This window comes from Pseudomonas protegens CHA0 (assembly GCF_000397205.1).
GTDB classification, from domain to species: domain Bacteria; phylum Pseudomonadota; class Gammaproteobacteria; order Pseudomonadales; family Pseudomonadaceae; genus Aquipseudomonas; species Aquipseudomonas protegens.
Genome location: NC_021237.1, coordinates 930,639 through 942,989, shown reverse-complemented (window position 1 = coordinate 942,989; position 12,351 = coordinate 930,639). Strand labels below are relative to the sequence as shown.

The window sequence follows — 12,351 nt, the reverse complement described above, 5'->3', positions numbered from 1 at the left end:
TACAGTCCATTTTCTAGGCCCGCAAAAAAGGGCTTAGCCCACTCGGCAGCCGGCCCTGTTGACCGGCAACACCGAGCCCCTGCGATCAAGGAGATAACCATGAAGCGTTCCGCACTGGCTGGACTGTTCATTACCGCCGCGATGCTGGCCTCCCCGGTGTTTGCCGCCGGGCAAGAGGACCTGTGCCAGATCAACCTGCAAAAAATCAAGGATGCCAAGGTCAGCACCGAAGCCATGAGCTCGGACCTGAGCAGCGACATCGACGCCAAGGTCCAGCAAGCCACCGCCGAACACGCCAAAGGCACCGAGGAAGGCACCAAGAACTGCATCTCCCTGACCACCCAGGCCATCCAGCAATTGCAGAACAACACCAAGGGCGATCAGTAGGCCGATGCATTGGGCCAACCTTCGGGTTGGCCTTCTGGCCTCGGTTAGCGTAGAATCCGCCCACCTGTTGGTAATGCACAACAGGTTCGGGGCCGTTTAGGATTCGACGCCGGTTGCGAAACTTTAGGTGCATGCCGAGTTGGTAACAGAACTCGTAAATCCACTGTTGCAACTTCCTATAGTTGCCAATGACGAAACCTACGGGGATTACGCTCTCGCTGCGTAAGCAGCCTTAGCCCTTCCCCCCTGGTACCTTCGGGTCCAGCAATCATCAGGGGATGTCTGTAAACCCAAAATGATTGTCATATAGAACAGAATCGCCGTGCAGTACGTTGTGGACGAAGCGGCTAAAACTTACACAACTCGCCCAAAGCACCCTGCCCGTCGGGTCGCTGAGGGTTAACTCAATAGACACGGCTAAGCATGTAGTACCGACAGCGGAGTACTGGCGGACGGGGGTTCAAATCCCCCCGGCTCCACCAAATGATCAAAAAAAGACGTCCACGGACGTCTTTTTTTGTGCCTGAAACTCAGTGAGTGCCATGATCGGGCGCGTATCCAGGCCCACAGACGCCCAGCACGCTCCACGCCACCTGACGCCATACGCTCGTTCAAGAGCGCGCACTCCCAGCATTCAATCGTCGCCCCTTTCAACCTCCAGAACGTCGAGCATGACCTGCTCCAATATCTCAAAGAAGCCTCGGATGTGCGCCTGCTTCAACGCCTGAGGCCGGGTGACCAGGTAGACCTCCATATCTGGAAGTTCAAGCTCCGGGAACACCTCGGTCAGGTCCTTCGCCAGAATGCGCGGCAGTACCGCCACGCCCAGGCCTCGCCTCACCGACTCCAGTTGCACGGCGAACGAGTCCACGCTGATTTGCCCACGGTCCAGGCCTGCTGCCTTGGCGGCACGCATTTGCGGCAACATATCCAGCGGCGGAAGCAAGGCGATGTTGGCCGCAGTCGCCAAGGTCACCTCCGGGAACCGCTGCAGATAGCCAGCCTGGGCGAAGACGCCGTAGGCGAGCTTGCCCAGGGGCCGATAGATCAGCGAGGGCTCGCCCAGGTGCGCGGTGCGTACTGCAATATCGGCCACGCCGCGGACGATCTTGTGAAAGTCGGCGGTGACCAGCAACTCCACGGAACAACGCGGATGCAGGGCCGTAAAACGACTCGCGGCCTCCAGCACACAAGGAGAAAACCCCTCTCCGGCACTCACCAGGACACTGCCACAGAGCTCCGTCTGCACCCCGGACAGATCCGTCGCCGCTTGGCGCCGCAAGCCGGCTTCCGCCGCCAGTGCCACTTCCACCAGGGACTGGCCCCGTGCGGTCAGCCAACAGCCTTCAACGCCTCGTTCAACCAGCGGCTCACCCAAGGCCACTTCCAGTTGGGTCAGGCGACGGGACACAGTAGACGCCGCGATACCCAACAGCTGGCCCGCCTGAAGAAAACTGCCACGCCGCGAGACGGCCAGCAGCAGCCGAAGATCGTCCCAATTTGCCTGCAACGCCATACCTCCCATCCCCCCTGGTTTGCATTAATGCAAAGCCATTATGCAGTAGTCGCTGTTTTTCAAGCACGGTCTCGCCGGTATATCTACAGGCCTTCGAAACCACTGGAATGCACTGTATGACGACGGGCCCCCACGACTACGCAGAACGCGCCGCTCGTGCCTTCAACCACCGTGACCTGGAGTCGATGCTCGCGCTGGTGTGCGAAGACTTCATCTACCTCGACGGCATGGGCATGCAAAGCGGCCGTGAATCCATGCGCAAACGGGAGACCGCCCTGTTCGAGGCGTTCCCTGATGCCCACGTGACCATGACGCCCTTTATCGTCACTGAAGACCGACTGGCGCTGACCGCCCTACTGACCGGTACCTTCACCGCCCCTCTGGTGCTGGCGGGCCGGCTGATCCCGCCTCATGGCCGCCCGATTGCCGTGCACTACAGCGCGCACTTCACCTTCAGAGACGGCTTGGCCTGCCGCGAAGAAGTGTTCTTCGACAGCGCGGCGTTGATGCCCTCAGCCGAACAGCAGGAGAGTTGAGCCATGGGTAACGCATTCGTGACGGGCGCAACCGGCCTGCTGGGTAACAACCTGGTGCGCGAGCTGGTCGCCCGTGGCTACACCGTCAAAGCCCTGGTCCGCTCAAGAGCCAAAGGTGAAGAGCAGTTCAACGATCTGCCCAGTGTGGAACTGGTCGTGGGCGACATGGCCGATATCGACGCCTTCGCACCTTCGCTGCAAGGCTGCGATACGGTGTTTCATACCGCGGCGTTCTTTCGCGATAACTACAAGGGCGGCAGCCACTGGGCAGCCCTGGAAAAGATCAATGTCACCGGTACGCGAGACCTGCTGCACCACGCCTACCGCGCGGGCATACGCCGCTTTGTCCACACCTCTTCGATTGCCGTGCTCGACGGCGCCCCCGGCACCTCCATCGATGAGAGCTGCCTGCGCGCCGAAGCCGATGCGGATGACTACTACCGCAGCAAGATCCTCGCCGACCGCGAGGTCTTGAGCTTCCTCGACACCCACCCGCAGATGCATGCCTGCATGGTGCTGCCCGGCTGGATGTGGGGCCCGGGCGACAGGGGTCCGACCTCCTCGGGGCAATTGGTCAAGGATGTGGTCAACGGCAAGCTGCCCGGGCTGATTCCTGGCACCTTCTCCGTGGTCGATGCCCGTGATGTGGCCTGGGCTCAGATCTCTGCCGCGAAAAATGGCCGCCGTGGCGAGCGCTACCTCGCCGCCGGTCAGAGCTTGAACATGCTCCAGTTGGTGCCGCTCCTGGGGCGAATAGCGGGCGTCAAAACCCCTGCCCGGCAACTGCCAGTGCCCGCGCTGTACCTGTTGGCGGCGGTGCAGGAGGTGTACGCGCGCCTGACCGGCAAGCCGATTTTGCTGAGCATGGCGACGGTGCGCCTGTTGATACGCGAAGAGAACCGGACCAGCTTTAACCACCGCAAGAGCGAACAAGAGCTTGGCGTGAATTTTCGAGCGCTGGAGCAGACTATTTCTGACACCGTGGCCTGGTATCGGCAACATGGCGGGTTCACGAAAACCAAGGACGACAACCAACGGTGAGCAGGACAATCATCCTGATGCGTCACGGCCAGCCAAAGATCGCCGCGGCGGAAAAGATCTCAATGCTTGAGATGAAGGACTGGATCGCGCAATACAACCGCTCCGAAATCATCCGCGATCCTGCGCCGCAGGCCAGCCTGCAACTTGCCGCAACCGCCAGCACCGTTGTTTCAAGCAGCGCGCCTCGGGCCCTGACCTCCGTCGAGGTACTCGGGCTGAAACCTGCCGTGGTTGACGCGACGTTCTGCGAAGCTCAACTGCCCCATGGTGGCTGGCGATTTCCCCGGTTATCGCCGTTTACCTGGGCTTTCATCTTTCGCGTCCTGTGGCTGTGCGGCTATTCGAGCGGCGTCGAATCCTTCGGTGCGGCGAAGCAACGTGCCAGTGCCGCCGCTCAGCGGCTGCAGGCCCTTGCCGGCGAAGAGCCGGTGCTGCTGCTCGGTCATGGCGTCATGAATCGGATGATTGCCAAGCAACTGCTGGCAAGCGGGTGGACTCGCCAACAGCGGAGTGGCAGCCGCTATTGGAGCGCGTCGGTGTATCACCACGCAGGTGTCTAAACGGTGGTCGGCGCAGAGTACGCAAGCGGTTGGGCAGCGACACGTCAATCGCCGATGTCACTGGCGATAACACTAAAGCCCATGCCCCATCGCTTGTGACTCGAAGAGGTACAGAGTCTCTTTCTTTTGTGCGAAACGTCCTAGTTACACCGAACCACTTGAATCGGGAGTTCCTGCTAACTAGCCTCGACCTGTCACCGAACATTCGATGGCCGGGTTTAGCAGCTCGATGTTGACTAGGCGCACGGAGTTACGCCATGAAAAAGCTCGTTCCCGATCAGCCCAAAGCCCCCCAGCGCCACGGTAGAAACCCTGAACTAGACCAGGCCAACAAACAGATCCTTCAGAAACTGGCACTTCGACCTACCGGTGCGCCTCTGGCCAAGTCCATCAAACACACCTCAGGCGTCCCGGTTAGCAGCGACTCATTGTTTTCCATCCGAGAGGGCATCAACGCTGAAAAAGCCCTGCTCCACGTCTCTCTGCTGCTGAAAAGCGCCGAAGAAGTCTCCGATGAAATCACCGAGCGCGGCAGCGGCATTGAACGCGGCCTGATCTGGTCCCTGGTGCACTCGGTGGAGATGGCCCGGGCCGTGGTGGATGCCTTGCTCGACGGCAGTCGCCACAGGCCAACGCTGAAGTAGAACTTCCCGCGACAACACGACGCGGCAGCACAGTCTGTCGTGCTGTCGCTTGATGAGTGGGGGCTTCAGCGCTCCGACATAACCACCATCACCTCCGCATCCTTCTGCCCTTCCGCTAGGTAGACATGGCCAATGCTGCTGTTGAAGTAGGCCGTTTCCTGCGGGCCAATGCTCACCGCTTCCCCGGTCTCGAACTGAATCCGCACACGCCCCGACAGCACCAGGGCAAATTCCTGCCCCGGGTGGCGGATGTAATCCTCGAACTGCTGCAGCTCGCGGGCAAAGATCCGCGCGTACATGGGGGTCATGCTGCGCTCGGGAAAGTCCGCGGCCATGGGGTGGTAGTCGTAGTTGCCGGTGCTGTAGCCGGGGGCGTCGGCGATGGTGGTGCTGACCACGGTCGGTTGCACCTGGGCGCTGCAGGTCTGGATCAGGTTCGGCGCCGGGCTAAACAGTTGGGCAATGTCGACGCCCAGGGCGCGGGCCGCGGCGGCGAGTTTTTCGTAGCTGACCGAGACCTGGGCCAGCTCCATTTTCGACAGGGTCGACAGTGCGACGCCGGAGCGTTCCGAGAGCTGTTTTAGGGTCAGCTCGTCCTATGGACAACCGATCGCGCGCTGGAATCAGTGTTGTATCTAGGAGGGAAACGTTTTCCATAGTGCGCCTTCCCTCCTCCATTTCGACCGCAGGTCAGTCCTGCTCCCTCTCCTCTCTCTTGTGCTTACGATAACGGGAGAGCGAAATTCCCGTTTGGCGCTTGAAGTAGCGACACAAGTAAGACGCGTCGACGAAGTTCAATTCGTCGGCCACACGGCCAATAGCCAAGTCACTGTATGAAAGAAGAGCCTTGATCTCCAAGGTTACCTGCCGATCGATCAGGCCCTTGGGAGTGTCATTGAAAAACGCTTTGGTCAACTGCGACAGGTAGAACGGCGTGATATTCAGTGCGTCGGCGTAGAACTTCACATCTCTGTGGCGCACACAATGTTTGCCTATCAATTCCCAGAAGCGCCAACTAAGCATTTCCTTCCGGCTGAATCCCCTGTTTTCTATCTGGTTGGCTGGAAGTTGCTCGGCTATTTTCAAAAAGAGGTTCTGCAGCTGATTGCGCAACATGATGCGTTGGTAGGTGGGACAGGTCTGCGCAATGTTCCGCATCTGCGTCACCCAGCCCTCTATCAGCGGCATGTCGTCCTTGGATGGAACGCAATGAGGATGGTCATGCAGAAATACGAACAAGGTATTGGGTAGCGGGTAGGCAACCTCTGCGGCAAAACTTTTCGGCATAAGGCAGAAAAACACCTTGAAGCGGCGCGAGCGACGTTTGAGCAAGGCAATAGTGTCCTCAGCCAGCAGCATCACACCACCGCGCCTAACCGCATGCTCTTTGAAGTTAAGTGTGAAGTGGGCACTACCGCAGAGGCATACCAGTAGCGTCAAGTAAGCGTGACCGAAGGAGAGCGGTAAACCGAGCCCTTCCGCTAGCGTGGTTTCTCCCATCCGCATCGAGTCGTCAGGAGCGGAAAGTTTCGGAATGTGATGCATAGTGCCCCAGCGCTACAACAAACAAGAGCTAAAAGCCTATCACCGCTTGGCGCAGCTGTTTCGAAAAGTACCGAAAAAGCCGAGGTACTGGCGTGTACCGATGATCTGTCTCCCAATACTCTGTCCCGAACGAACCAATCCATTCGGGTACAGGACATGACACTTGAAACAGAACGACTCTTGCTTCGCCCCTGGCAGGCCACAGACGCCGCCGATCTATACGAATATGCCAAAGACGCCCGAGTCGGTCCCATCGCTGGCTGGCCCCCCCATACCAGTGTGGAGAACAGTGCCGACATCATCCGTACGGTCTTCAATCACCCCGAGGTGTACGCGGTCGAACTGAAGGAAAATCGCCGTGCTGTTGGTTGTGTGGGCATTCTCATAGGCAGCAACAGCAATTTTGAAATCAGTGAGCAGGAAGGTGAAATCGCCTACTGGATCGGCGTGCCGTACTGGGGCAAAGGCCTGACTCCGGAAGCAGTACGTGAAGTGATGCGACACGCCTTTGAAAACCTGAATCTCAAAGCACTTTGGTGTGGTTACTTCGCCAACAACATCCAGTCCTATGCTGCTCAATCCAAGTGTGGCTTTCGCTTTCATCACACGGAAGAAAACAAATACAACCAGTTCCTCCAAGACTATCGGACAGAACACATTAGCCGTATCACCTACCAAGAATGGCTGGACCATACGAAAGAGTAAGGGCACAAACCGAAGATCCCGGTGTACGGCGGCAACGACCGACGGACGCAGTCTGGTGACGACGTATACCGCACGAACGCCGCAGAGGAGTTCAAACCTTACTTGGAACTGCACGGAGAGCTAACCGGAATCCCACGCCGCCCCAGCACTGCCGCGAACTGCAACAGCTAGAGTGCGAAGCCTGCCGCAGGACAGCGCCGAACTGTTCGTGGCGCTGCTGGCGAAGGCGCAGGAGGAACTGAATGCCCGTGAAAGTTAATTGAGCCTTATCCACACCCCAGTTCAGGAGACTTATGAAAATCTCGCTTACCCAAGTAACGCAAAAAAACTATGAAGCGATTTGTGAACTGGAGGTTACTGAAGAACAGGAAGACTACGTGGCAAGTAATACCTGGTCGCTCGTTGAGGCTGCGTACAACCCAGGTTACTTCACACGCGCCATCATCGCGGATGGAGAGCCCGTAGGCTTCTTTATGTGGGTGCAAGAGTCAAAAGGCAAAGTTTCTATCTGGCGCTTTATGGTGGACAAACAACATCAGCGAAAATCCATCGGTAGAGTAGCGCTGGGCCTCGCCCTACATGAAATAAAACAGATCGCGGATTTGGAAGAAATTGAAATCTGCTACAACCCCAACAACATCGTAGCTAAAGGGTTCTACTCCAGTTTCGGGTTTGTCGAGGTTGGTATGGATGCAGACGGCGAAGATATGCTGGCGAGGATCAGGATTTGAACTGCGCCAAATACAATTCGAGCGTTGCACAACAGTTCTAATTACCTTCAACTCCAACCGCTTATGGCTCAGGAGGGCGCAGAGGATGATCAGGGGCTTCAGCGCTCCGACATCACCACCATCACTTCCGCATCCTCATCCCCTTCCGCCAGGTAGATATGGCCAATGCTGCTGTTGAAGTAGGCAGTCTCCTGCGGGCCAATGCTCACGGCTTCTCCGGTCTCGAACTGGATTCGCACACGCCCCGACAGCACCAGGGCAAATTCCTGCCCGGGGTGGCGGATGTAATCCTCGAACTGCTGCAGCTCGCGGGCAAAGATCCGCGCGTACATGGGGGTCATGCTGCGCCCGGGAAAGTCGCCGGCCATGGGGTGGTAGTCGTAGTTGCCGGTGCTGTAGCCGGGGGCGTCGGCGATGGTGGTGCTGACCACGGTCGGTTGCACCTGGGCGCCGCCGGTCTGGATCAGGTTCGGCGCGGGGGTGAACAGCCGGGCGATGTCGACGCCCAGGGCGCGGGCTGCTGCGGCGAGTTTTTCGTAGCTGACCGAGACCTGGGCCAGCTCCATTTTCGACAGGGTCGACAGCGCCACGCCGGAGCGTTCCGAGAGCTGTTTGAGGGTCAGCTTCTGGTTTTTACGAATGGTCCGCAGGCGTGCGCCGACCTGGGTCCGGTCGATCAGTGGATGGGCGTGGGAGCTCGAGGCGGGCTGGGCTCGGTCGGAACTCATTGAGGCTCTCTGTCTGGCAAATAAGGGCAACCGCGACGCTAGCCGGGGCACGTGGCGAAATATTAACCCATGACCCCGGGTTGACTGGAAAATTCTCATATCTTACATTTCTCGTATGTGAGAATTTTGACCCCTGTCATTTCCCAGCGATTCAGGAACCCCGGCATGCACGCGAACCAATGCTTCGACTTCGTCATCATCGGCGCCGGTATTGCCGGTGCTTCCCTGGCCTATCGCCTGGCCGGGCAGGCCAGCGTGCTGGTGCTGGAACGTGAATCGCAGCCGGGCTATCACGCCACCGGGCGCTCGGCGGCGATGTTCATGGAGGCCTACGGCACCCCGCAGATCCAGGCCCTGACCCGCGCCAGCCGGTCTTTCTACCAGCGGCCGCCGCAGGGTTTCTGCGATCACCCGTTGATGGAACCCCGTGGCTGCCTGTACGTGGCCAGCGAGGAACAGCTGGAACAGTTGCAGCAGACCTACGATGAAACCCGCGCCCGTTCCGCCAATGTGCGCCTGATCACGGCCGAGCAGGCCCGGGCCCTGGTGCCCTGCCTGCGCCCCGAGGCCGTCGCCGGGGCGATGCTGGAAACCGCCGCCCAGGACCTGGACGTGCACGCCCTGCACCAGGGATTCCTGCGGGCCATGCGCCGCGCCGGTGGGCTGCTGGAGTGCGACATACAGATCGTCGAGGCCAGCCGCGAAGACCGCCACTGGAACCTCACACTCAGTGATGGCCGCGCACTGCAGGCGCGCAATCTGGTGAACGCTGCCGGCGCCTGGGTCGATGACGTGGCCCAGCTGTGCGGCGTGGCCCCCATCGGCCTGCAACCCTGCCGGCGCAGCGCCTTCACCTTCGATGGCCCACCGGATGAAGACTTCAGCTGCTGGCCGGCGGTGATCGGCATCGACGAAAGCTTCTACTTCAAGCCCGACGCCGGCCAGTTGCTCGGCTCCCCGGCCAATGCCGACCCGGTGCCGCCCCAGGACGTGATGCCTGAAGAACTGGACATCGCCACCGGCATCTACCACATCGAGAACGTCACCTCCCTGAGCATCCGCCGCCCGCGCCACAGCTGGGCCGGCCTGCGCTCCTTCGTCGCCGACGGCGATCTGGTGGTGGGCTGGGACGACAGCTGCGAAGGCTTTTTCTGGCTCGCCGCCCAGGGCGGCTACGGCATCCAGTCGGCGGCCGGCGTCTCGCAACTGGCCTGCGCCCTGCTGCTGGGGCAACCGGTCCCCGAAGAACTGCTGAGCCAGGGCGTCGATGCCCAGGCCCTGGCCCCCGCTCGCTTGCGTTAACCCACCCAGCCCACGAGGCCCTTGCCATGTCCAATGACATCCAGCGTTATCCCAGCCACCTGCCCTACCCCTTCTCCCGGGCGATCCGGGTCGGCGGCTTTCTGTTCCTCTCCGGCCAGGTGCCCATGAGCGCCGAAGGCGAAGTGGTGCACGGCGACATCCGCGTGCAGACCGAAGCCGCCCTGGCGCGCATCGGCGAGACCCTGGCCGAATGCGGTGCCAGCTTCGACCAGGTGGTGAAGAGCACTGTCTGGCTCACCGACATGCAGCACTTCGCCGGCTTCAACGAGGTCTACCAGCGCCACTTCAAGAACGGTTTCCCGGTGCGTTCCACCGTCAGCGCCCAACTGGCGCTGGGGGTCGATGTCGAGATCGAAGTCCAGGCCTGGGTCGGCGAAAACTGAGTCACCCGCCCCAGCCCTCAAGTGCGATGCCCAGGGCCGCCACAGCCATGAATGTGGTGGTCCACCCCACATAACAACAAAAAATCGAGGCTAATCGTCATGAAAGAAAGTCTGAAGATCGCCGGCGCCTTCGTCGGTGTGATTGTCGGCGCGGGGTTCGCCTCCGGTCGTGAACTGCTGTTGATGTTCGTCGACTTCGGCGCCTGGGGCCTGGCGGGTGCGGTGGTCAGCGCGGCGCTGTTCACCTTCCTCGGCATGGCCCTGGCCAGCATGGGCAGCCGCCTGCGAGCGGCGTCGCACAAGGACGTGGTGCAGGCCCTGTGCGGCAAGCACCTGGGGGCCCTGGTGGACCTGATGATCACCTTCTTCATGTTCGCCGTGACCGTGGTGATGCTGGCCGGCGGCGGTGCCCTGCTGGAGCAGCAGTTCGGTATTCCGGCCATCGCCGGCAGCGTGCTGGTGACGCTGATCGTGGTCGCCATCGTGTGCCTGGACGTGCACAAGGTCATCGGCATGATCGGCGCGGTGACGCCCTTCCTGATCATCACCGCGGTCGGCGTGGCACTGTATGGCGCCGCGACCCGCGACCTGAGCTTCGGCGAACTCAACCAACTGGCGGCCAAACAAGAAGCCGGTGCCAGCCACTGGCTGCTGGGCGCCTTGCTCTACGTGTCCTACAACATCGTGGCCGGGGTGCCGATCCTGGCGATCATGGGCGGCGCGGCCAAGGGTGAAAAACAGGCGATGTGGGGCGGCATCCTCGGCGGCGCGCTGCTGGGCGTGCTGATGCTGGTGATGAGCCTCGGCCTGCTGTCGCGCCTGGACAGCGTGGCGGACCTGCCGATGCCCATGCTGTCGATCGCCAGCGAAGTCTCCCCTGCCCTGGGGCTGCTGATGGCGCTGATCATCTTCTGCATGATCCTCAACACCGCCGTGGGCACCCTGTACTCCTTTTCTGCGCGGCTGTTTCCAGCGGGCACCCGACAGTTCCGCCTCGGTTCGATAGCCGCCGGCGCCCTGGCGTTTGTCGGCAGCCTGGTGGGCTTTATCAGCCTGGTGGGGCAGGTCTATCCGTTCTTCGGCTACCTGGGGTTCCTGCTGATTGCCGCGGTGGTGATCGGCTGGCTGCGACCACGACGGGTGGTGGTGGCGTAGGCGTCGCTCGATGGGGCAGGCACCCGGGAGTCATCCCAGGTGCCTTGAGTCAAGCCCGGTGCCGTAGGAGCGAGCTTGCTCGCGAAAATCCCAAGAGCGCCGCCTTTCCCAGCGAACGCGCGTTATCGCTAACGTCCATCGCGAGCAAGCTCGCTCCTGCAAGGTGGCAGCCCGCTCAAGCAAACCGGCTCCCTTTGAGCGCCTTCAAAAAGGTATAGGACGCATGGTTCAACGTCTCTCGCGGGGCGGTGATCACGCTCACCGAGCGCACGATGCGCTGGTCTTCCAGGCGCAGGAAATTCAGCTGATCCCCCGCCGCCGAACGGCTGAGCAGTTCCGGTAGCAAGGTCACGCCCATGCCCTGGGCCACCAGTGCCAGCAAGGAGGTGGTGTTTCTGACGCTGAGGGTCGAGTGGTCGCGGATGTGCCGGAACTCGGCGGCGTTGATCTCGGCGCCCAGGCCGCTGTTGATGAAGTTCTGCCCGTCCAGGTCGCTCCAGCGCAGCGGGCGCGCCAGGCGGTTGAGGGGGTTGTCGCTGGCGCAGACCACGCAGAAGGCGTCGGAGAACAGGAAGTCCTGGTCGATGTTGGGGATGCTCGCCGGTACGGTGCCGATGCCGATATCCACGTCGCCGCTGAGCACCGCTTGCACCACTCGCTCGGAATCCATGTCGCGGATATCCAGGTGGAACTGCGGGTGCTGTTCATGGAATTGCTTGAGCAGCGGCGGCAGCAGGGTGATGGCGAAGGACGGCACCGCCGCCACCCGCACCAGGCCGGTCTCGGCCTTGGCGTAGGTCTTGATGGTGCTGATGGTGCGGTCGAAATGCGCCAGTTCGCGCTGGGCTTCCAGCAGCACGAAACGCCCCAGAGGGCTGAGCTGGTTCTTGCGCTCGCCTTCGAACAAGGCGCCGCCCAGTTCCTCTTCCAGTTGCTTGAGCGAGAGCGACACCGCTGCCGGTGTGCGGTGCAGGCGCTGGGCAGCCTGGGTCAGGCTCTGGCTGGTGGCCACCGCGACGAAAAACTGCAAATTGGAGATCTTGATGCTCATGGCGGCGCGTCCTGCTGGCAAAGGCATAGCTTAAATTTTACTTAAA

General features: G+C 60.8%; 15 protein-coding genes and 1 other RNA gene. 11 read left to right on the top strand and 5 right to left on the bottom strand.

What is annotated here, in order from left to right; genetic code table 11:
* Window positions 1-99 precede the first annotated feature (99 nt).
* Both PFLCHA0_RS04130 and ssrA read left to right on the top strand, forming a co-directional pair.
* The gene (locus tag PFLCHA0_RS04130) at window positions 100-387 is read left to right on the top strand and encodes a hypothetical protein (protein WP_015634102.1); all 288 of its coding nucleotides are present in this window, start codon (window positions 100-102) and stop codon (window positions 385-387) included.
* Between the two features lie 88 nt (window positions 388-475).
* Window positions 476-869, top strand: a transfer-messenger RNA (tmRNA) gene (ssrA, locus tag PFLCHA0_RS31035).
* A gap of 152 nt (window positions 870-1,021) precedes the next feature.
* On the opposite strand, the gene PFLCHA0_RS04125 is transcribed toward ssrA, so the two are convergent.
* Window positions 1,022-1,903 (bottom strand): LysR family transcriptional regulator, encoded by an 882-nt coding sequence (locus tag PFLCHA0_RS04125; protein WP_015634101.1) that lies wholly within the window; start codon window positions 1,901-1,903, stop codon window positions 1,022-1,024.
* Between the two features lie 116 nt (window positions 1,904-2,019).
* On the opposite strand from PFLCHA0_RS04125, the gene PFLCHA0_RS04120 reads away from it, so the two are divergent.
* From PFLCHA0_RS04120 to PFLCHA0_RS04105, 4 genes are all read left to right on the top strand, one after another.
* Window positions 2,020-2,439, top strand: a complete 420-nt coding sequence (locus PFLCHA0_RS04120) for an ester cyclase (RefSeq protein WP_041751943.1) — start codon at window positions 2,020-2,022, stop codon at window positions 2,437-2,439.
* Window positions 2,440-2,442: 3 nt separating this feature from the next.
* The gene (locus tag PFLCHA0_RS04115; protein WP_015634099.1) at window positions 2,443-3,480 is read left to right on the top strand and encodes an SDR family oxidoreductase; all 1,038 of its coding nucleotides are present in this window, start codon (window positions 2,443-2,445) and stop codon (window positions 3,478-3,480) included.
* Between the two features lie 17 nt (window positions 3,481-3,497).
* Window positions 3,498-4,040: a histidine phosphatase family protein gene (locus tag PFLCHA0_RS04110; RefSeq protein WP_015634098.1), complete on the top strand. Its 543-nt coding sequence runs from the start codon at window positions 3,498-3,500 to the stop codon at window positions 4,038-4,040.
* A 257-nt stretch (window positions 4,041-4,297) separates the two neighbouring features.
* Entirely contained in the window at window positions 4,298-4,684 is a 387-nt protein-coding gene (locus tag PFLCHA0_RS04105; RefSeq protein WP_015634097.1) for a DUF6124 family protein, read from the top strand.
* Between the two features lie 65 nt (window positions 4,685-4,749).
* Here the strand turns inward: PFLCHA0_RS04105 and PFLCHA0_RS04100 are convergent, their stop codons facing one another.
* Both PFLCHA0_RS04100 and PFLCHA0_RS04095 read right to left on the bottom strand, forming a co-directional pair.
* Complete coding sequence (locus PFLCHA0_RS04100) at window positions 4,750-5,274, bottom strand: helix-turn-helix domain-containing protein (RefSeq protein ID WP_051167101.1); 525 nt, start codon at window positions 5,272-5,274, stop codon at window positions 4,750-4,752.
* Window positions 5,275-5,374: 100 nt separating this feature from the next.
* The gene (locus tag PFLCHA0_RS04095) at window positions 5,375-6,229 is read right to left on the bottom strand and encodes a helix-turn-helix domain-containing protein (protein WP_015634095.1); all 855 of its coding nucleotides are present in this window, start codon (window positions 6,227-6,229) and stop codon (window positions 5,375-5,377) included.
* Between the two features lie 156 nt (window positions 6,230-6,385).
* Between PFLCHA0_RS04095 and PFLCHA0_RS04090 the strand changes: the two genes are divergently transcribed.
* Both PFLCHA0_RS04090 and PFLCHA0_RS04085 read left to right on the top strand, forming a co-directional pair.
* Window positions 6,386-6,934, top strand: a complete 549-nt coding sequence (locus PFLCHA0_RS04090; protein ID WP_015634094.1) for a GNAT family N-acetyltransferase — start codon at window positions 6,386-6,388, stop codon at window positions 6,932-6,934.
* 293 nt (window positions 6,935-7,227) lie between these two features.
* Window positions 7,228-7,665 (top strand): GNAT family N-acetyltransferase, encoded by a 438-nt coding sequence (locus PFLCHA0_RS04085; protein ID WP_041751940.1) that lies wholly within the window; start codon window positions 7,228-7,230, stop codon window positions 7,663-7,665.
* A gap of 98 nt (window positions 7,666-7,763) precedes the next feature.
* Here the strand turns inward: PFLCHA0_RS04085 and PFLCHA0_RS04080 are convergent, their stop codons facing one another.
* Window positions 7,764-8,393: a helix-turn-helix domain-containing protein gene (locus tag PFLCHA0_RS04080; RefSeq protein WP_011059170.1), complete on the bottom strand. Its 630-nt coding sequence runs from the start codon at window positions 8,391-8,393 to the stop codon at window positions 7,764-7,766.
* A gap of 165 nt (window positions 8,394-8,558) precedes the next feature.
* Here PFLCHA0_RS04080 and PFLCHA0_RS04075 point away from each other — a divergent pair, with 165 nt between their 5' ends.
* The 3 genes from PFLCHA0_RS04075 (at window position 8,559) to PFLCHA0_RS04065 (ending at window position 11,254) form a co-directional block, all read left to right on the top strand.
* On the top strand, window positions 8,559-9,695 hold the full coding sequence (locus tag PFLCHA0_RS04075) for an NAD(P)/FAD-dependent oxidoreductase (RefSeq protein ID WP_015634091.1): 1,137 nt from the start codon (window positions 8,559-8,561) through the stop codon (window positions 9,693-9,695).
* Between the two features lie 26 nt (window positions 9,696-9,721).
* Window positions 9,722-10,099: a RidA family protein gene (locus PFLCHA0_RS04070; protein WP_015634090.1), complete on the top strand. Its 378-nt coding sequence runs from the start codon at window positions 9,722-9,724 to the stop codon at window positions 10,097-10,099.
* A gap of 99 nt (window positions 10,100-10,198) precedes the next feature.
* On the top strand, window positions 10,199-11,254 hold the full coding sequence (locus PFLCHA0_RS04065; protein ID WP_015634089.1) for a YkvI family membrane protein: 1,056 nt from the start codon (window positions 10,199-10,201) through the stop codon (window positions 11,252-11,254).
* A 175-nt stretch (window positions 11,255-11,429) separates the two neighbouring features.
* On the opposite strand, the gene PFLCHA0_RS04060 is transcribed toward PFLCHA0_RS04065, so the two are convergent.
* The gene (locus PFLCHA0_RS04060; RefSeq protein WP_011059166.1) at window positions 11,430-12,305 is read right to left on the bottom strand and encodes a LysR family transcriptional regulator; all 876 of its coding nucleotides are present in this window, start codon (window positions 12,303-12,305) and stop codon (window positions 11,430-11,432) included.
* Between the last annotated feature and the right edge of the window lie 46 nt (window positions 12,306-12,351).